The 19,476-nt window shown below is 66.4% G+C and carries 18 protein-coding genes; 7 read left to right on the top strand and 11 right to left on the bottom strand.

Translation table 11 applies throughout. From position 1 onward, the window contains the following. Positions 1–12: 12 nt before the first annotated feature. The 3 genes from AC1RQC_RS23535 to AC1RQC_RS23525 all read right to left on the bottom strand — a co-directional run bounded on the left by AC1RQC_RS23535 (position 13) and on the right by AC1RQC_RS23525 (position 4,707). Positions 13–1,329: a sigma-54-dependent transcriptional regulator gene (locus AC1RQC_RS23535; protein WP_043343292.1), complete on the bottom strand. Its 1,317-nt coding sequence runs from the start codon at positions 1,327–1,329 to the stop codon at positions 13–15. 8 nt (positions 1,330–1,337) lie between these two features. Continuing rightward, on the bottom strand, positions 1,338–3,323 hold the full coding sequence (locus AC1RQC_RS23530) for a sensor histidine kinase (protein WP_492884794.1): 1,986 nt from the start codon (positions 3,321–3,323) through the stop codon (positions 1,338–1,340). A gap of 82 nt (positions 3,324–3,405) precedes the next feature. Further along, positions 3,406–4,707 carry a dicarboxylate/amino acid:cation symporter gene (locus tag AC1RQC_RS23525; RefSeq protein WP_492810542.1) on the bottom strand — a complete coding sequence of 434 codons (1,302 nt, stop codon included), beginning with the start codon at positions 4,705–4,707 and terminating at the stop codon, positions 3,406–3,408. A 420-nt stretch (positions 4,708–5,127) separates the two neighbouring features. On the opposite strand from AC1RQC_RS23525, the gene AC1RQC_RS23520 reads away from it, so the two are divergent. The 5 genes from AC1RQC_RS23520 (at position 5,128) to AC1RQC_RS23500 (ending at position 9,242) form a co-directional block, all read left to right on the top strand. Continuing rightward, positions 5,128–5,448, top strand: a complete 321-nt coding sequence (locus AC1RQC_RS23520; protein WP_267605322.1) for a (2Fe-2S) ferredoxin domain-containing protein — start codon at positions 5,128–5,130, stop codon at positions 5,446–5,448. 98 nt (positions 5,449–5,546) lie between these two features. Next, entirely contained in the window at positions 5,547–6,191 is a 645-nt protein-coding gene (locus AC1RQC_RS23515; protein WP_441632226.1) for an alpha/beta hydrolase, read from the top strand. A gap of 72 nt (positions 6,192–6,263) precedes the next feature. Further along, positions 6,264–7,472 carry a D-alanyl-D-alanine carboxypeptidase family protein gene (locus AC1RQC_RS23510; protein ID WP_492374386.1) on the top strand — a complete coding sequence of 403 codons (1,209 nt, stop codon included), beginning with the start codon at positions 6,264–6,266 and terminating at the stop codon, positions 7,470–7,472. A 13-nt stretch (positions 7,473–7,485) separates the two neighbouring features. Further along, a complete protein-coding gene (locus tag AC1RQC_RS23505) occupies positions 7,486–7,791 on the top strand; it encodes a YbeD family protein (protein ID WP_183032022.1) in 306 nt (101 codons plus the stop codon). Positions 7,792–8,048: 257 nt separating this feature from the next. Then, the gene (locus AC1RQC_RS23500; RefSeq protein ID WP_492375603.1) at positions 8,049–9,242 is read left to right on the top strand and encodes a class I SAM-dependent rRNA methyltransferase; all 1,194 of its coding nucleotides are present in this window, start codon (positions 8,049–8,051) and stop codon (positions 9,240–9,242) included. Positions 9,243–9,567: 325 nt separating this feature from the next. Here the strand turns inward: AC1RQC_RS23500 and AC1RQC_RS23495 are convergent, their stop codons facing one another. Beyond that, complete coding sequence (locus AC1RQC_RS23495) at positions 9,568–10,020, bottom strand: carboxymuconolactone decarboxylase family protein (protein WP_416050346.1); 453 nt, start codon at positions 10,018–10,020, stop codon at positions 9,568–9,570. Between the two features lie 140 nt (positions 10,021–10,160). Then, positions 10,161–11,048, bottom strand: coding sequence for an RNA polymerase sigma-70 factor (locus AC1RQC_RS23490; RefSeq protein WP_492375602.1), 888 nt, complete (start codon positions 11,046–11,048; stop codon positions 10,161–10,163). A gap of 290 nt (positions 11,049–11,338) precedes the next feature. Between AC1RQC_RS23490 and AC1RQC_RS23485 the strand changes: the two genes are divergently transcribed. Continuing rightward, positions 11,339–12,316, top strand: a complete 978-nt coding sequence (locus AC1RQC_RS23485) for an NAD(P)H-dependent flavin oxidoreductase (RefSeq protein WP_183032018.1) — start codon at positions 11,339–11,341, stop codon at positions 12,314–12,316. A 5-nt stretch (positions 12,317–12,321) separates the two neighbouring features. Continuing rightward, positions 12,322–12,774: a YbaN family protein gene (locus AC1RQC_RS23480; protein ID WP_492884792.1), complete on the top strand. Its 453-nt coding sequence runs from the start codon at positions 12,322–12,324 to the stop codon at positions 12,772–12,774. Here AC1RQC_RS23480 and AC1RQC_RS23475 read toward each other — a convergent pair. The 6 genes from AC1RQC_RS23475 to AC1RQC_RS23450 all read right to left on the bottom strand — a co-directional run bounded on the left by AC1RQC_RS23475 (position 12,765) and on the right by AC1RQC_RS23450 (position 19,462). Further along, on the bottom strand, positions 12,765–14,015 hold the full coding sequence (locus AC1RQC_RS23475) for a phenylacetate--CoA ligase family protein (protein ID WP_492810435.1): 1,251 nt from the start codon (positions 14,013–14,015) through the stop codon (positions 12,765–12,767). The genes AC1RQC_RS23480 and AC1RQC_RS23475 overlap by 10 nt on opposite strands. A 153-nt stretch (positions 14,016–14,168) precedes the next feature. Next, complete coding sequence (locus tag AC1RQC_RS23470; RefSeq protein ID WP_492375605.1) at positions 14,169–14,984, bottom strand: ABC transporter ATP-binding protein; 816 nt, start codon at positions 14,982–14,984, stop codon at positions 14,169–14,171. A 102-nt stretch (positions 14,985–15,086) separates the two neighbouring features. Continuing rightward, positions 15,087–16,421, bottom strand: a complete 1,335-nt coding sequence (locus tag AC1RQC_RS23465; protein WP_253929709.1) for an ABC transporter substrate-binding protein — start codon at positions 16,419–16,421, stop codon at positions 15,087–15,089. 87 nt (positions 16,422–16,508) lie between these two features. Continuing rightward, positions 16,509–17,585, bottom strand: a complete 1,077-nt coding sequence (locus AC1RQC_RS23460; RefSeq protein WP_492810430.1) for a branched-chain amino acid ABC transporter permease — start codon at positions 17,583–17,585, stop codon at positions 16,509–16,511. Between the two features lie 26 nt (positions 17,586–17,611). Beyond that, positions 17,612–18,526: a branched-chain amino acid ABC transporter permease gene (locus AC1RQC_RS23455; protein WP_150989598.1), complete on the bottom strand. Its 915-nt coding sequence runs from the start codon at positions 18,524–18,526 to the stop codon at positions 17,612–17,614. Between the two features lie 24 nt (positions 18,527–18,550). Further along, positions 18,551–19,462 (bottom strand): ABC transporter ATP-binding protein, encoded by a 912-nt coding sequence (locus AC1RQC_RS23450; protein WP_150989595.1) that lies wholly within the window; start codon positions 19,460–19,462, stop codon positions 18,551–18,553. Positions 19,463–19,476: the final 14 nt, after the last annotated feature.

Raw genomic sequence — 19,476 nt, 5'->3', positions numbered from 1 at the left:
ACGCTGGAAGCGCTACAGCCCGTAGCGCTTGATCTTGTCGTACAGCGTGGCCTTGCCCACCTGCAGCAGATCCGCCGCCTGGCTGACCGCGCCGCCGGTGCGCGCCAGCGTATCGGCGATGACGGCACGCTCGTAGTGCTCCATGCGCTCCTTGAGCGGCGTGGAGTCGTCGAGCGCATCGGCGCGCGTGCCGCCCTCGGGCACGCCCAGCACCAGGCGGTCGGCGGCGTTGCGCAGCTCGCGCACGTTGCCGGGCCATGCGCGCTGCATCAGCGCCTGGCGCTGCAGCTCGGAGAGGATGGGCACGGGGCGCTGGTAGCGCACCGCCGCCACCAGCATGAAATGCTCGAACAGCGCAACGATGTCCTCGCGCCGCTCGCGCAGCGGGGGCAACGGGATGGTGACCACGTTGAGCCGGTAGTACAAATCCTCGCGGAACGTGCCTTGCGCCACCAGCGTCTCCATATCGCCCTTGGCCGCGGCCACGATGCGCACGTCGATGGCGATGGAGGCATTGGAGCCGAGCCGCTCCAGCGTGCCCTCCTGCAGCACGCGCAGCAGCTTGACCTGCAGCGCCAGCGGCATGCTCTCGATCTCGTCGAGGAACAGCGTGCCGCCCGAGGCGTGCTCGAGCTTGCCCACGCGGCGCTTGCCGGCGCCGGTAAACGCGCCGGCCTCGTGGCCAAACATCTCGCTCTCGAAGATGGCCTCGGGCACCGCGCCGCAGTTCAGCGCGACAAAGGGCGCTTGGTGGCGCGGCGACAGAGCATGCAGGCTGCGCGCCACCAGCTCCTTGCCGGTGCCGGTCTCGCCGTTGATCATCACGGGGACATCCGTGGCGGCCACGTTGGCCACCAGCGTGCGCACCTGCTCGATGGCCGGCGAGCGCCCGATGATGCGCGTGCCCGCGGCCGGGCCGGCCAGCTCGCGCCGCAACGCGCGGTTCTCCAGCTCCAGCGCGCGCCGCTCCAGCGCACGGCGCACGGTTTCGGTCAGGCGGTCGGCGCCAAAGGGCTTCTCGATAAAGTCGTAGGCGCCTTCGCGCATGGCCTGTACCGCCATGGTGATATCGCCGTGGCCGGTGACCAGGATCACCGGCACGCCCGGCGCCGCGTTGCGGCAGTGCTGCAGCAGGTCCAGCCCGCTGGCGCCGGTGAGGCGCACGTCCGTCACCAGCACGCCGGGAAACTCCGGCGACAGGTGCGGCATGGCGGCCTCGGCCGAGGGCAGCGCCAGCACGGAGAAGCCAGCCAGCTCCAGGCTCTGCGCGGTGGCCTGGCGTACCAGGGGTTCGTCTTCGACGAACAGGACACGCAATCCGTCTTGCATGGCAATGCTCACTCAGTATGGGTGGGAGAGATGGAAGTGGCGGCGTCGCGGGGCGCGGCGCCTTCGGGCGCGGGCGCGCGCCGCAGCATCACCACGAATTCCGCGCCGCCGCCGGGCCGCTCGGCCGCGCTCAGCTGCCCGCCGAACTCGCGCACGATGGACGACGAAATGGCCAGTCCCAGGCCGAGTCCCTGGCCGATCTCCTTGGTGGTGAAGAAGGGTTCGAACAGTCGTGGCAAGGCGTCGGCCGCGATGCCGGTGCCATTGTCGCGCACCGCGATGCTGACCGTGCCGCCGTGCTCGCTCACCGCCACTTCCACGCAGGGCGCGTGCGGCGCCGCGGTGGCCAGCGCATCGAGTGCATTGCCGATCAGGTTGAGCAGCACCTGCTCGAGCTTGAGCTCATCGGCCCACACCGCCGGCCCGGGCGGCTGGGACAAGCCCTCCACCTTCAGCGCGACATGGGCCAGGCGCGGCGCCATCAGCGCCAGCACGTGGTCCAGCGCGGCGCGCACATGCACCGCGTGCCGTCGCTGGCGCGCCTTGCCGGCGAACAGCTTGAGCTGCCCGGTAATCTTGCCCATGCGGGTGGTGAGGTCGGCGATGGCGACGAGGTTGCCGGCGGCCGCATCGAGCTGCCCGCGCTCAAGCAGCACGCGGGTGTTGTCGGAGAACGTGCGCAAGGCCGCCAGCGGCTGGTTCAGCTCATGCGTGATGCCCGCGGCCATCTGGCCCAGCGCCGCCAGCTTGCTGGCCTGCACCAGTTCATCCTGCGCCGCGCGCAGCTCGCTCTCGGCGCGGGTGCGCTCCGCCACCTCGGCTTCCAGCTGCTCGTTGATGGCCATCAGGTCGGCGGTGCGCGCCTCCACCCGCCGCTCCAGCTCGTCGTAGGCGGCTTCGAGCAGGCGCCTGCCGTATTCGATATCGCGCGCGCGCTGCCGGCGCTGGCGCCAGTTGAACAGCAGCAGGCACATGCAGGCATAGGCCAGCGCCGCCCCGACGGTGGCATTGCGCGCGCTGGCCAGCACCGGGTCCAGCGCGGCCATCACCTGCATGGTCCAGTCGGCCGGGCCCACCTTGCGGCTGATCTCGAGGTAGCGCTCGGCGTTGCTGCCGGTACCGATGCGCACCAGCCGCGCGCCCTCGCCCAGCACGGTCCGGCCGAGCCATTGCGTAACGGGGGATTGCAGCGCCTCCAGCGGCAGCGGCCTGACCTCCTGGTCATGGTACTGGCGCGTGCGGTCCAGCTCGGTTTGCAGCTCGCTTGGCAGCGGCTGCAAGGTGCGGTACTGCCAGGCGGGCACCGAGGAAAGGAAGATCACGCCATGCTCGTCGCTCACCATCACCGGCTCGGCGCCGCCGGCGCCAGCGCGCTGGAACCACTCCAGGTTGAGCTTGACCACGGTCACGCCCACCACGCGCCCCGCCACCTTCACGGGCTGCGCAATATAGTAGCCGGGCTCATCGCTGGTGATGCCGATGGCGTAGAACCGCCCGATCTCCCCGCGCGATGCGCTCTGGAAGTAAGGCCGGAAGCGGTAATCGGTGCCGACAAAGCTGCCCGGCTCGTCATGGTTGCTGGCGGCCAGCGCGAGGCCGTTGGCGGCAATGACATAGGTGGCCGAAGCCCGCGCGCGACGGTTGACTTCGGACAGGTAGCGGTTGGCCGCCGCCACGCGCACGGGATCGCCTGGCGCGGCCAGCAGGTCATGGACAAAGGGATGGAGCGAGACCAGCGCGGGGAGGAACTCGTAGCGGTCGAGCGTGCTTTCCAGCGTGGCCGCGTAACGATCGGCGCGGGTGGCCGTGGCTTGCTGCAGCCCGTCGATGCCGCGCTGCATCGAAACCAGCCAGGTCAGCGAGCACAGGACGACCAGGCCGACGGCGAGCGCCGCGGCAAAGCCCCGCCAGGTTCCGCCGCCATCGCCTGGCGCATGCACCAGGCGGGCGGAAGCGGGATCATGCACGGCGAGGAAATCGTCGGAATGTGGCATCGGCGCATGCGAAGGGACACGCGCCGATGATACCCGCTGGCGAGCGGCGCCGGCTGGCGCCGCCGCTCCGGAGGCCGGGACCTCAGCGGACGCCGGGGCCGGCTTCGGCAAGTTCGGCCGTTTCATCGCCGCCATGGCGCAGCATGCGGTCAAGCTGCGCGCGGTCGAGTTCGTGCTCCCACGCCGACATCACCACCGTCGCCACGCCATTGCCGATGATATTGGTCAGCGCGCGGCATTCGCTCATGAAGCGGTCGATACCGAGGATCAGCACCATGCCCGCCACCGGAATGTCCGGCACCACCGCCAGCGTGGCGGCCAGCGTGATGAAGCCGGAGCCGGTCACGCCGCTGGCGCCCTTGGAGGTGATCATGGCCACGCCCAGGACGGTGAGCTGCTGCAGCAACGTGAGTTCGATGCCGGTGGCCTGGGCGATGAAGAGCACCGCCATGGTCATGTAGATGTTGGTGCCATCCAGGTTGAAGGAGTAACCCGTGGGCACCACCAGCCCCACCACCGATTTGGAGCAGCCCAGCTTTTCCAGCTTTTCCATCAGGTGCGGCAGCGCCGCCTCCGACGAGCTGGTGCCCAGCACGATCAGCAGTTCCTCCTTGATGTAGGAGATGAAACGGAAGATGTTGAAGCCCGTCAGGCGCGCAACCGTGCCCAGCACCACCACCACGAAGACGATCGCGGTGAAGTAGAAGGTGCCGATCAGCTTGAGCAGCGGCACCAGCGAGCCCAGGCCGTACTTGCCGATGGTAAAGGCCATCGCGCCGAACGCGCCCAGCGGGGCCACCTTGGTAATCACGTGAACGATGTGGAAGAACACCTTGGAGACCTGCTCGACGAAGTCGAACACGATCTTCGAGCGGTCACCCATGGCCGCCAGCGCCGAGCCGAAGAACAGGGAAATCAGCAGGATCTGCAGGATGTCGCCATTGGCGAACGCGCTGACCATCGTGTCCGGGATGATGTGCATGAAGAACTCGACCGTGCTCTGGCCATGCGCCTGCGTCACGTACTGCGAGATCGCCTTGGTGTCGAGCGTGGCCGGATCGATGTTGAATCCCACGCCCGGCTTGAGCAGGTGCGCGGACAGCAGGCCGATCAGCAGCGCGAAGGTGGAGATCACCTCGAAGTACAGCAGCGCCTTGCCGCCGACCCGGCCCACCTTCTTCATGTCGCGCATGCCGGCGATGCCGGACACCACGGTACAGAAGATGATCGGACCGATGATCATCTTGATCAGCTTGATGAAGCCATCCCCCAGCGGCTTCATGGCTACGCCCGTAGCGGGCCAGAAATGCCCGAGCACGATGCCCACCGCGATGGCGAACAGCACCTGCACGTACAGGATCTTGTAAAAGGGTTTCCTCATGATGTCGTCCTCGGTATTTGACCGTGCCCGCCGCCGCACAGCGGCAGGTTCGCGCGCCCTGCAAATGGAGCGCGTCTGCCTTAAGCATCGCAACCGCCGTGCCAGGCCGGCCGGTGTCGCCAAGTGACTGATTTCAAAAGGAAGCTGGCAAAGCGGACGACGCCTCACTCCGATTTTCCGGAATTCCGGAATCCGGCCGTCCGGAGATCCGGACGATCCGGCCGGTGCGGGTGCGCGCGACGCCACCCGTGGCCGCGGCGCAGTACGCGCGGCACACGCGCGGCATCGAAGTGGGTCCCCAAAGCGTCGAACCGCCCCCCATGACGCCGTATAATTCAGCCCTTCCACCCATTCCTGGCGGCCGGCGCGCGCCCCGGGCACTCTTTGCCTGCTGTGTTGCCGCCGCCGATACGCCCACCACGCATGCGCAGCCACTACCAGCACCACGTTTTCTTCTGCCTCAACCAGCGCGAGGACGGCGGCGCCTGCTGCGGCGCGCATAACGCCCAGGCCATGCAGGAATACGCCAAGAAGCGCTGCAAGGCGCTTGGCATCTCCGGCGGCGAAGGCCGCGTGCGCATCAACAAGGCTGGCTGCCTGAACCGCTGTGAACTCGGGCCGGTGCTGGTGGTCTATCCCGAGGCCGTCTGGTACACCTTCGTCGACGAGCAGGACATCGACGAGATCATCGAGAGCCATCTGGTGGGCGGCAAGCCGGTCGAACGCCTGATGGTCGATCACTGATTGACCTCAGCCCCGGCCTCGGCCGAGACGCTGAAACGCTGAATCACTGAAACCCGGGCGCCACGGCGCCAGAGCCAGCCACCCTGCTTCCTGTTTCCATGAACGCGCATACCCAGGTACTTACCGTCGCCGGCCCCGTCGGCGCCATCGACGTTTCAGTCGACCTGCCCCAGGCCGGCGCCCCGCGCGGGCTCGCGCTGGTGGCCCACCCGCATCCGCTGTTCGGCGGCACCAAGGACAACAAGGTAGCGCAGACGCTGGCACGCAGTTTCGTGCAGCTTGGCTACGCCACCGTGCGCCCGAACTTCCGCGGCGTCGGCGGCACCGCCGGCAGCCACGACAACGGCGTGGGCGAGCAGGACGACCTGCTGGCTGTCATCGACTGGATGCGCACCCAGTCCGCGTGGTCGCCGGATGCCGCCACGCTGCCGCTGGCGCTGGCCGGCTTCTCGTTTGGCAGCTTCGTGGCCAGCCACGTCGCCAGGCGCCTGGCCGAGGCAGGCACGCCGGTGCAGCGCCTGGCCATGGTGGGCACCGCCGCCAGCCGCTGGGAAGTCGCCCACGTGCCGGCCGACACCATCGTCATCCACGGCGAGCAGGACGATACCGTGCCGCTGGCGAGCGTGTTCGACTGGGCCCGTCCGCAGGAACTGCCGGTGATCGTGATCCCCGGCGCCGACCACTTCTTTCATCGCAAGCTGCACCTGATCAAGCAGCTCGTCGTCAATGCGTGGGACCAGTGACGGGGGCGGCGCGCCGCCCCGCCATGTCACCGGATGCACTCCCCGCCCCTTTTTTTTGCCGGAAACTGAAACATGTTGAATAGAGCCACGCCGCTTTTCGCGTCCGCCAACACATCCGCCCTGGTCACAGCAGCCATCGTCGGCGCCGCCGTCGTGCTTGCCCCGGCTCCCGTGCGCGCCCAGGGCGTGCCGATGCCGCAGGTGGCGGCCAAGTCCTGGATGCTGTTTGACGTCACCAGCGGCCAGGCCCTGGCTTCGCAGAACGCCGATGTGCGCATCGAGCCGGCTTCGCTGACCAAGCTGATGACCGCCTACCTGGCTTTCTCGGCACTCAAGGAAAAGCGCCTCACGCTGGACCAGACCGTGGTGCCGACCACGATCGTGCAGAAGGTCAAGAGCGACGAATCCCGCATGTTCCTGGAAGCCAACAAGCCGGTCAGCGTGCAGGACCTGCTGCTGGGCCTGATCGTGCAATCGGGCAATGACGCGGCGCTGGCGCTGGCCGAAGCCGTGGGCGGCTCGGAAGAGGGCTTCGTGGCGATGATGAATCGCGAGGCCCAGCGCATGGGCATGAAGAACACCCACTTCAGCAACACCGACGGCATCCCCGACCCGAACCACTACACCACGGCCATGGACCTGGCCACGCTGACCACGCGGATCATCAAGGACTTCCCCGAGTACTACAGCATGTACTCGCAGAAGGAATTCACCTACAACAAGATCCGCCAGCCCAACCGCAACCGCCTGCTCTACATCGACCCCACCGTGGACGGCCTCAAGACCGGCCACACCAAGTCGGCCGGCTATTGCCTGATCTCCTCGGCCAAGCGTCCGCTGGCCAATGTGCCTAACGGCTCGCGCCGGCTGGTCTCGATCGTGATCGGCACCACCACCGAAGCGGTCCGCACGCAGGAAAGCCTGAAGATCCTGAACTACGGCTTCCAGTTCTTCGACACGCTGCGCCTGTACGACCGCGGCCAGGTGCTGGCCACGCCGGACATCTACAAGGGCAAGGCACCCACCGTCAAGATCGGCGTCAAGGACGAGACCTACATCACCGTGCCCAAGGGCACGGGCGGGCGCATCAAGCCGGTGCTGGAGCGCCAGGAACTGCTGGTGGCGCCGCTCACCGCCGGCCAGCAGGTCGGCACGGTCAAGCTGATGGACGGCGCCACCAAGGTGGCCGAGTTCCCGGTGGTAGCGCTGGAAGACGTGCCCGAGGCCGGCTTCTTCGGCCGCCTGTGGGATACCATCCGCTTGTGGTTCAAGCGCAAGTAAGGAGGGCATTGAAATGAGCGCCGACAATTCCGACCAGGGCAAGCCGGGCGACATCCCGCCGGCCGAGTCGCTGATCGAGTACCCCAGCCATTTCCCCATCAAGGTGATGGGCAGCATGCAGGATGGCTTTGCCGAAGCCATCGTGACGCTGGTGCAAGGCTTCGATCCCGACTTCCACGCCGGCAAGATGGAGATGCGCCCTTCAGCCAAGGGCAACTACCTCGGCCTGACCGTCACGGTCTGGGTCACCAGCCGCGAACAGCTCGACGAGCTGTACCGCGCGCTGACGTCGCACCCGATGGTGAAGGTGGTGCTGTAGCCGGTTAAGCGGTGTAGGGGGCCGGCGAGCTTGCCGTCATCCTCCCGCCATGCACTGCGTGGCTCCCCTCTCCCGCGTGGCGGAAGAGGGCGAGCGTGCTGGACAAAAACACTGGCTCCGCTTGTTGTGGCTCCTAGCTAAGCCACCCCTCTCCCCGCCCCTCTCCCCCCGAGGGGAGAGGGAGTAACAACAATCAGGCACTTCGGACCGGGCTGGCCTGTTCGCTCGGCTTCGTCTGGCGCCTAATACAACAAATCATGAACACCATCACCCTCAAGCCCGGCAAGGAAAAATCCTTGCTGCGCCGCCACCCCTGGGTCTACGCCACCGGCGTGGATACCGTCGAAGGCCGCTGCGAGCCCGGCAGCACCGTGATCGTGCGCGCCGCCGACGGCCGCTTCCTGGCGCGCGGGGCGTACAGCCCCTCTTCCCAGATTCGCGTGCGGGTGTGGAGCTTCGACGAGAACGAGCCGGTCGATCACGCCATGTTCAAGCGGCGCGTGTCCGCCGCCCTCGCGCATCGCAAGCAGTGGGTGAAAGACAGCGACGCCGTGCGCCTGATCTTCGGTGAATCCGACCGCCTGCCGGGCCTGATCGTCGACTACTACGGTAGCGGCGCCAACGGCCAGCTGGTGTGCCAGTTCAACGCGGCCGGGGTCGAAGCCTGGAAGGACGCGCTGGTGCAGGCGCTGGTCAAGGAAACCGGCTGCCCGAACGTGTACGAGCGCTCCGACGCCGCCGTGCGCGAGCGCGAAGGCTTGCCGCTGGTGACCGGCGTGCTGGCCGGCGCCGAGCCTGACCCCGAACTCAGCGTGACCGAGCACGGCGTGCGCTATTACGTGGACGTGAAGAGCGGCCACAAGACCGGCTTCTATGTCGACCAGCGCGACAACCGCAAGCTGGTAGGCGATCTGGCCAATGGCCGCGAAGTGCTCAACTGCTTCTGCTACACCGGCGGCTTCTCGCTGGCGGCGCTGCGCGGCGGCGCCACGTCGGTGACCTCGATCGACTCCTCCGGCGAGGCGCTCAAGACCGCCGCGGGCAACGTCGCCCTCAACGGCTTCGACCCCGAGCGTGCGGCCTGGCTCGACGCCGATGTGTTCAAGTCGCTGCGCCAGTTCCGCGCCGACGGCCGCCAGTTCGACCTGATCGTGCTGGACCCGCCCAAGTTCGCGCCGTCGGCCCAGCACATCGACCGCGCCGCGCGCGCCTACAAGGAGATCAACCTGGTCGGCCTGCAGTTGCTGCGCCCGGGTGGCCTGCTGTTCACCTACTCATGTTCCGGCGCGATCAGCATGGAGCTGTTCCAGAAGATCGTGGCGGGCGCGGCGACCGATGCCCGCGCCGATGCGCGCATCCTGCGACGCCTCTCGGCCGGCACCGATCACCCGATGCTGGCAGCCTTCCCCGAAGGCGAGTACCTCAAGGGCCTGTTGCTGGAAAAGATCTGAAACGGGTCTGAACCCGAAGCGACAGGCCAGGAAGAGACGGCGCCCCGGGGCGCCGTTTTTTCATGGGCACGCCGCGCTTGCGGCCGTCATCCCGTCTTCACGCGAGCGCCTTCAGTCCGTCATAAACGCCGCCTATAGTCCGCTGTGCGGATGCGGCATTGGCAGGTGCCCTCCCGCCTCTTCCTATCAGTCTTCGTGGTAGTTGCCCCGCGGCGTAGCGGGGTTTTTTTTGTTCGCCGTTCCGCCCGGGGAGGGCTACAGCGTACGCGGTGAAGGCAAGGACGACACGCGCGAGCTGCGGGCTGGCGCTATGCCTTTTTGCGCGTCATGCCTTTTCCGGGATCGGGTTGCGAAAGCTCACATTGAGCAGATTCCACGCGTTGATCGTGACAATGGCAAAGCCAAGCTCGGCGATCTCTTCATCGGAAAAGTGCGCGCGCAAAGCGGCAAACTCCTCGTCGCTCGCGTCGCTGTGCGGCGTGGCGGTGACGATCTCCGCCCAGCGCAATGCCGCGCGCTCGCGCTCGCTGAAGAACGGCGCTTCGCGCCAGCCGGCAACGGCGTTGAGATGGCGCGGATCCACCTCCTGGCGGATCAGGTCGCGCCAGTGCATGTCGATGCAGAAGCCGCAGCCGTTGATTTGCGACACGCGCAGGAATACCAGGTCGACAAGGCGCTTGCCGAGCAAGCCATTCTGGATGATGGCGGACAGGTCAAGCAGTGCCTTGAAGGATTTGGGAGCGCGCTGGAAGTACGGGAGACGGATGGTGTGGGTCATGGCTTGGCCTTTTGGCGCGGGCTCGTGAGATCCGGTGAAATCCGGCGAGATCTCGTGGGACCGCTTGCGTTGCGAAGGCCGCCCCTTGCGGCCCCCATGCAGTCAAGACGCGGGGGCCCAGGCATTTGTGACAGCGCACCTCAAGAAAGTGGAGGAACGCCCGCCAGCTTGTCCGGATTGCGCACCGAGTAGATCGCGGCAATGCGCTCGCCGTCGATCAGGAAAGCCTGCGCGGACTCAAGCTGCCCGTCCACATAGCGCAGCAATCCCGGCTCGCCGTTGATCCAGGCGAAGCGGTAGACCTGCGCGTCGCCATGACGCTGAGCCATATGCCGGTACAGCCGGGCAATGTTGTCCGCGCCATGCACCACCTTGACGAACGAAGTCACCTTGCCGCCGCCATCGCCGATGATCTGCACGTCATCGGCAAGCACCGCCTTGATGGCGTCCATCTCGCCGCTGCGCGCGGCCTGCATGAAGGTTTCCAGCAAGCGCCGATGGGTGTCTTTGGGCACGTCGAAGCGCGGGCGCTGTTGCTGCACGCGCTCTGAGGCCCGGTGCACCATCTGCCGGCAGGCAGCCTCGCTCTTGCCGAGCAGCGCCGCGATCTCGGCATAGTCGTGATCGAACACCTGCCGCAGCAGGAAGGCCGCGCGTTCGTCGGCGGACAAGCGCTCCAGCACCCACAGGAAGGCCACCGACAGCTCACTCGCCATCTCGGCCGCGGCCTCCGGTGTGCGCTCGTCCAGTTCCACCAGCGGCTCGGGCAGCCACCACCCTACATAGGCCTCGCGCTCGGCCTTGGCCGCGCGCAGGCGGTCGATGGCCAGCCGCGTGACCACCGTGACCAGCCAGGCCTCGGCCGACGCCAGCGCGGCGTGGTCCGCTCGGTCCCAGCGCAGCCAGGCATCCTGGAGCACGTCCTCCGCGTCCGCCCGGGTGCCGAGCATGCGGTAAGCGATGGAAAACAGGCGCGGACGCAATGTGGCGAACACCTCAGGGTCGGCGGGCAAGGCGCTGGAACGCATGATCGGGGCAATAATGGTCCGGTGGTTGATATGGATACAAGACGCGGCGGCCAGCCGTTTTGTGACAGCGCCGGCCACGAAATGCATGCCGCCATGTTACTTGCTGCCGGTGCGGGTTCCGGCGCAGACTCGGCCCAAGGACTGTCCCCGCAGCTTGCCTCGGTGGATGGCCCCCGGTAGACAGCCCCTTCTAACGCCCGTCTAACGCCCGCCAGCCGAAACTCCCTATAATCGAACGATCGTTCATATCCAGGGCGCCACCGGCGCCCGTTCGTGGTCCAGGAGACGCCATGCCCGCCGCCAAACAATTGCCCCAGGTCCTGCAAAACCTGGCGCTGCCCGTGATTTCCTCGCCGATGTTCATCGTCAGCTACCCCGAGCTGGTGCTGGCGCAGTGCAAGGCCGGCATCGTCGGCTCCTTCCCCGCGCTGAACGCGCGCCCTGCCGAGATGCTGGGCGACTGGCTCACCCAGATGGAAGACGATCTCGCCGCCTTCCGCGCCGCCAACCCGGGCAAGCCGGTCGGGCCGATCGCCGTCAACCAGATCGTGCACACCTCCAATGTGCGCCTGGAGCACGACATCAAGGTGTGCGTGGACCACAAGGTGCCCATCTTCATCACCTCGCTGCGCGCGCCGCCCAAGGAGATGATCGACGCCGTGCACAGCTATGGCGGCATCGTGCTGCACGATGTGATCAGCATCCGCCACGCCGAGAAGGCTATCGAGGCCGGCGTGGACGGGCTGATCCTGGTGGCGGCTGGCGCCGGCGGCCATGCCGGCACGCTGTCGCCGTTCGCGCTGGTGGGCGAAGTGCGCAAGATCTTCGACGGCGTGATCGCACTGTCGGGCTCGATTGCCACCGGCGAATCCGTGCTGGCCGCGCAGGCCATGGGCGCGGACTTCGCTTACGTCGGCACCCGCTTCATTGCCTCGCAGGAAGCCCATGCCAGCGAGTCCTACAAGCAGTCGATCACCACTTCCGCCGCGGCCGACATCATCTACACCAACCTGTTTACCGGCGTGCACGGCAACTACATCCGCGAGAGCATCGAGGCCTCGGGGCTGGATCCCGCCAACCTGCCGCAGGCGGACAAGACCAAGATGGATTTTTCCAGCGGCGCCTCCAAGGCCAAGGCATGGAAGGACGTCTGGGGCGCCGGCCAGGGCGTGGGCCAGATCCACGACATCCCCACCGCTGGCGAAATCGTGGCGCGCATGAAGGCCGAGTACAACGACGCGCGCGCCCGCCTGGGGCTCGCGGTCTGAGCGCGTTGCCAGCCGCCCCACCCGCCGTGCGCAGCCGCAGGCAACGCGCGCTGCGCGGGCTGTGGGTGGCGCTTGGCGTGCTCAGCCTGCTGCTGGGCATCGTCGGCATCTTCCTGCCAGTGCTGCCGACCACGCCCTTCGTCTTGCTGGCCGCCGCGTGTTTCGCGCGTGGCTCGGAGCGTTTCCATGCGCGGCTGCTTGCGCATCCGCGCTTCGGCCCGCTGGTGCGTGACTGGCGGGCCCACCGCAGCATTCCCTTGCGCGCCAAGCAGTTGGCCATCAGCATGATGTGGCTGTCGATGGGCACCACCGCATGGCTGATGCGCGAGCGAGCGCTGGCTTCGCTGACGCTGGTCACCATCGCCGCGGCCGTCAGCGCGTGGCTGCTGTGGCTGCCGACGCGCCCCACCGGCGGCCATGCGGCACCGTCCCCGGGCCGCAACCGCGCTCAGTCGTAACGCCGCGCGTCCTCGATCACCTTGCCATCCTGCGGCAGCGAGCCCGCTGCCACGAAGCGCACCTCGCCGCGCAGGCGCATCACCTCGCGCAGCGATTCGCCAATGGCCTGCGCCAGTGCCGCATCGTCGCGCGCGGCGTCGCAATGCAGCGTCATCACGTCGGCACCCACGCTGCCCGTCACCACCAGGCGCGCGGCACGCACCTCGGGATGGCGCCGCACCACCTCGCCCACCTGTCCGGGATGCACGAACATGCCCTTGACCTTGGTGGTCTGGTCGGCGCGTCCCAGCCAGCCCTTGAGCCGCTGGTTGGTGCGCCCGCACGGGCTGGCGCGCTCGTTCGAACCGGCCACGAACGCCGACAGGTCCCCCGTGCCGAAGCGAATCAGCGGATAGTCGCCATTGCCCAGCACCGTGACCACCACCTCGCCGGTCTCGCCGTCAGGCATGGGCTGCGTGCCGCCCGGCTCGACGATCTCCACCAGCACGTTCTCGTCCACCACCCAGCCGTCGCCGCCCTGGGTCTCGTAGGCGATCAGGCCCACGTCGGCGCTGCCGTACATCTGCTGCACGCGGATGCCGCGCTCGGTGAACCAGGCGCGCAGCGATGGCGGCAATGCCTCGCCAGACACCAGCGCCTTCGTCAGGCCCTGGCAGGGCAAGCCGAGCTCGTCGCCCTTCTCCAGCAGCAGCTTGAGAAAGGATGGCGTGCCCGCGTAGGCCGCCGGCTGCAGGCTCGCCATCGCCTGCACCTGCGATTCGGTCTGTCCCACGCCCGCCGGGAACACACAGCAACCCAGCCGATGGGCGCCGGTTTCCATCATCATGCCGGCCGGCGTGAAGTGGTAGGAGAAGGTGTTGTAGACGAGATCGCCCGAGCGGAAGCCCGCCGCGAACATGGCACGCGCGATCCGCCACCAGTCGGGGCCATGCCCGTCGGGTTCGTGGATCGGGCCGGGCGACTGGAAGATGTGGCGCAGGCCGCCGAGCGGCGTCGCATTCAGCCCGCCCAGCGGCGGCATGATCCTCTGCCGAGCCGTCAGCTCGGACTTGCGCGTCACTGGCAGCGCCGCCAGCGCGGCGCGCGAGTCCAGCGCGCGCGGATCCACGTCGCGCAGCACCTCCGCAAAATAAGGCGCATGCGCCTTGGCATGTGCAACCTGGCGCGACAATGCGTCCAGCAAGGCCAGCGTGCGGACGGCCGGGGCGCGCGTTTCAAGCGAATCGAAGTATTCAGGCATGGTGCGTAGTTCGCGTAGGTAGTCGCGTGATGAACCGTACTGTTTAAAGCCGGATGCGCATCGAGAAGGGCGAACAAGCCGTGGCGAGCGGCCCGTGGCGGATTGGCGGAGCGCTGGCGCGCACGGGTCGCGCAGCAGGCTTGTTCGCGCTGCTCAGGCGAGCCAGCGCTTGCGCCGGCGATAGCTCTTTACGTCACGGAAGGAGCTTCTCCCGCCGCCCTCTCCATCATTCGCGGCGACGCCCAGGTAGAACTCCTTCACATCCTCATTCGTGCGCAGCGCCTCGGCCGCGCCATCCATCACCACGCGGCCGTTCTCCAGGATGTAGCCGTAGTCCGCATAGCGCAGCGCCACCATGGTGTTCTGCTCGGCCAGCAGGAAGCTGACCCTCTCGCGCTGGTTCAGGTCGCGCACGATCTCGAAGATCTCCTCCACGATCTGTGGCGCCAGCCCCATCGATGGCTCATCGAGCAGGATCATGCTGGGCTTGGCCATCATGGCCCGGCCGATCGCGCACATCTGCTGCTCGCCGCCCGAGGTGTAGCCCGCCTGCGACTTGCGGCGCGTCTTCAGGCGTGGGAAGTAATCGTAGATGCGCTCCAGCGCATCGCGTGTTTCGCTGCGCGACAAGCCGCGCGTATAGGCGCCGGTCAGCAGGTTTTCCTCCAGCGTCAGGTGCGCGAAGCAATGCCGCCCCTCCATCACCTGGATCACCCCGCGCTTGACCAGCTCGTTGGGCGTAAGCCGGTCGACCCGGTTGCCGCGGTACTCGATCGAGCCCTTGGTGACATCGCCGCGCTCGGCATGCAGCAGGTTGGAGATGGCCTTGAGCGTGGTGGTCTTGCCCGCGCCGTTTGCGCCCAGCAGCGCCACGATCCGCCCCTCGGGCACGTCGAGGGAAACGCCCTTGAGCACCAGGATGACGTGGTCGTAGATGACTTCGATATTGTTGACGGACAACAGGCTCATGGTGCGGCTCGGTTGGTGGTTCCTGGCTGGCTTCATCTGCGCTCGCCCGCATGCGGGCGAGCGGAGTCGACAACAATCAACAAACGCCTTGCAGCGCCCGGATCAAGACTTCATGCACGCAGGCGAGATGCCCTTCTCTTTCGCGAACTGCGCGGCACTCGCCTTGAACAGCGGATGGATCAGGTTCTTGTTGCCTTCGATCCAGTCCGACACCACCACCCACTTGGTGCCATCCCACTGCTGGATCTTCACCTTGCCCGAGCCTTCGTGGTTGTCGCAGCTGGTCTTGATCTCCGGCAGCAAGCCCGTGGCGCCCAGCTGCTGCAGGCGCGCATTGTTCACGTTCAGGTTCTCGAATGCCCAGCGCATGTCTTCGCCGCTCATGACCTTGCCCTTGCCATACTTGGCCTGCGCCACGCGGATCGCTTCCACTGTCACCACGGCCGCGGATACGCCACGGTTGTAGAGCACCGAGCCAACCTTGTTGCGGTCCTGCATATTGCCCTTGCCGGCGCCGTAGACCACCTTGTCGATATCGGCGATCAGCGGCACGCCCTTGCCCGCCACGTTCCAGGTTGCGCTCATATAGCCCTTGGCGGCATCGCCGGCGGGCACGGTGTCTTCTTCCGAACCTGCCCACCACGAGCCAATCATCTTGTCGCGTGCGAAGCCCACCTTTTGCGCCGCCTTGAGCGCGGTCTGGTTCATCACGCCCCAGCCCCAGAAGATCACGTAGTCAGGATTCTCCTGGCGGATCTTCAGCCACTGCGCGCCCTGCTCGTTGCCGGGGTGCGCCACCGGGATCTCGACCAGGTTGAACTTGCCGAGCTTGGCTTCGGCTTCCAGCGCCACGATCGGCTCCTTGCCATAGGCGGAGTCGTGATACAGGTAGACGATCTTCTTGCCGGCCAGCGAGCCGCCGTTCTTGCCCGCCAGGAACTTGACGATGGCCGAGACTTGCATCTGGTAGGTGGTGACCAGCGGGAAGGCGTAGGGGAAGACCGAACCGTCGACCGCATCGGTGCGGCCATAGCCCATCATCACCAGCGGCACCTTGTCGGCCGCGGTCTTGTCCACCAGCGCGTAGGAGATGCCGGTCGACATGGTGTGGTACGCGGTGCCCTTGCTGACGGGGCTCTTGCCCTTGAGCCGCTCATAGCACTCCACGCCCTTGGCGTTGTTGTACTCCGTCTCGCACTCTTCCCACGACAGCTTGACGCCGTTCACGCCCCCGTCCTTGAGGTTGACGTAGTTCAGGTAGTCGACGAAGCCGCCATAAAAGGACTGTCCGTTGGCGCCATACGGGCCGACGCGATAGCTTGGCAGCGCGACGAACTGCTCGCCGCTTTGCGCCTGCACCGCCAGCGGCGCCAGCAGCGCGGCCGACGCCCCCACCGCCAGGGCTATGCGCTGCAGATTGCGAATCAGGATGGTCATGACAGTCTCCTTCACCTTGGCAGGTGTGTTTGTTATGGAATACCCGTTTGTCTTGTTCCGAACCAAAAAACGTCAATGCGATGAAACTCAATGGGGGAATGGCCAGAGCCGCAGCTTCTCCTTCGCGATCTGCCACAGCCGTGCCAGGCCATGCGGCTCCACCACCAGGAAGAAGATGATCAGCCCGCCGAACACCATCAACTGGATATGCGACACGGCGGCGTTGGTAAAGGGCAGGTGCAGCAGCGCGGCCAGCGGCGGCAGCGCGATGTCCAGGAAGATCGGCAGCAGCAGGATGAAGGCCGCGCCCAGGAACGAGCCAAGGATGCTGCCCACGCCGCCGATGATGATCATGAACAGCACGCGGAAGGAAAGGTCGAGCGAGAAACCGTCCGGCTCGACCGAGCCCAGGTAGCAGAACGCATAGAGCGCGCCCGCCACGCCGCAGTAGAACGAGCTGACGGCAAAGGCCAGCAGCTTGGTGCGCATCAGCGGAATGCCGATCACCTCCGCCGCCACGTCCATGTCGCGCACCGACATCCAGGCACGCCCGGTGGAGGAGCGCACCAGGTTCTTGGCCACGATGGCCAGCACCGTCACCAGCATCAGCACGAAGAGGTACTTCTTCACCGGTGTATCGATGGCGATGCCGAACAGGCTCAACTGCTGCGCGGTGATCACGCCCGATGAGCTGTTGTTGGAGAACCAGGGAAACTTGGTCAGCGCCCACACCACGAAGAACTGCGCCGCCAGCGTCGCCACCGCAAGGTAGAAGCCCTTGATGCGCAGCGACGGCAAGCCGAACGCCACGCCTACCATCGCCGCCGATAAGCCGGCGAGGATAAAGGTCAGCAGCACCGGCAGGCCCTCGATGCGCAGCTGGAAGTTGTAGGCCGCGTAAGCGCCCACCGCCATGAAGGCCGCGGTGCCAAGCGAGAGCTGCCCCGCGTAGCCCGTGAGGATATTGAGCCCGAGCGCGGCTAGCGCGAAGATCAGGAACGGGATCAGGATGGCCGAGAACCAGTACTCCGAACCCAGCAGCGGGATCGCCACGAAGGCCACCGCCATCAGCACCGCAAAGCCGATGCGGTCCTGGCGGATGGGGAAGATCTGGCTGTCGGCAACGTAGGTGGTCTTGAACTGGCCGGATTCACGGTAGAACATGTTTTCTCTCCTGAGGCGCGGGCCGGTCAGACACGATCGATGTGTTTCTCACCGAACAGCCCCTCGGGCCGCACCAGCAGGAACAACAGCGCAAACACATAGGGGAACCAGCCTTCGATGCCGCCGAAGTTGCCGCCGAACGCGGACTGGAACACGGGCGGGATATAGATCTCGGCCAGCTTCTCCGATGCCCCGATGATCAGCCCGCCGACGATGGCGCCAGGCACCGAGGTAAAGCCACCCAGGATCAGCACCGGCAACGCCTTCAACGCGGTCAGCGTCAGCGCAAACTGCACGCCATTGCGCGAGCCCCACAGCATGCCCGCCACCAGCGCCACGAAGCCTGCCACGCCCCAGACAATGGCCCAGATATGCTGCAGCGGAATCCCCAGCGACAGCGCGGCCTGGTGATCGTCCGCCACCGCGCGCAATGCACGGCCCACCTTGGTGTACTGGAAGAACAGCGCCAGCGTGCCCACCAGGACGGCGGCGATACCCGCCGCCGCCAGGTCGAACTTGGATACCACGATATTGAAGCGCGTCAGGATGGCTTCGATGGGCTCGTCGACGATGCCGAGGTTGATCGGGCGCACTTCATTGCCGAACAACAGCGGCCCCAACCCCTCGAGAAAGAAGGACAGCCCGATGGTGGCCATGAACAGCGTGATGGGTGGCTGGTTCACCAGCTTGCGCAGCACAAGCCGTTCGGTGCTGATGCCGACCACCACCATCACGCCAAACGCGCCGATCACGGCCGCCCACATTGGCAGGCCCTTGTCCATCAGCCCCACCACCGCCAGCGCGGCAAAGTACACCATCGCGCCCTGCGCGAAGTTGAACACGCCCGATGCCTTGTAGATCAGCACGAACCCGAGCGCCACCAGCGAGTACATCAACCCCGACAATAAGCCGCCGATCAGGATTTCAAAGAAGAACGTCATGGTTGTCCTTGTCTTGCAACTGCATCAGTGACCAGCGCCCAGATAGGCGCGAATCACATCCGGGTTGGCCTTCACCGCTTCCGGCGTGCCGTCGCCGATCTTCTTGCCGTAGTCCAGCACCACCACACGGTCGGAGATGTCCATCACCACGCCCATGTCGTGCTCGATCAGCACGATGGTGGTACCGAACTGATGGTTCACGTCCAGGATGAAGCGGCACATGTCCTGCTTCTCTTCCACGTTCATGCCGGCCATCGGCTCGTCGAGCAGCAGCATCGAAGGCTCAGCCGCCAGCGCACGTGCCAGCTCCACGCGCTTTTGCAAGCCGTAGGGCAGGCGCCCCACCGGCGTCTTGCGAATCGCCTGGATCTCGAGGAAATCGATCACCTCCTCGACCTTGCGCCGGTGCTGCATTTCCTCGTTGCGCGCCGGGCCCCACCACAGCGCATTGGCCAGCAGGCCGCTGCGGAACCTGGTGTTGCGCCCGGTCATGATGTTGTCGAGCACGGTCATGCCCTTGAACAGCGCGATATTCTGGAAAGTGCGCGCGATGCCCTGGCGCGCCGCGGCGGTGGGATGCATCTTGCGCCGTTCCTCGCCACGAAACACGATGCGCCCTTGCTGCGGGTGGTAGACCCCGTTGATCACGTTGAGCATCGAGCTCTTGCCCGCGCCGTTGGGGCCGATGATGGCGCGGATCTCATGCTCGCGCACGTCAAACGAGATATCGGTCAACGCCTTCACACCGCCGAAGGCCAACGAAATATTCTGCAGGTCGAGTATCACGTCGCCGGCCTTGCGCACCTGCGCATGCTCCATCTGAACCCCGCCGAGCGCTTGTGCCGTTGCTGTTGCCCCAGCCCCCGCGGACGCGCCGCTCCACGCCGGCTGGCCATCGCCGCCGCGCCCCACGCCTTGCCATGCCATTTGCGTCATCCTCTCGCCCCTGC

This window comes from Cupriavidus sp. GW822-FHT03E04, assembly GCF_058801495.1.
The sequence above is the reverse complement of the archived record's forward strand: the minus strand, read 5'-3'. Positions and strand labels throughout refer to the sequence as shown.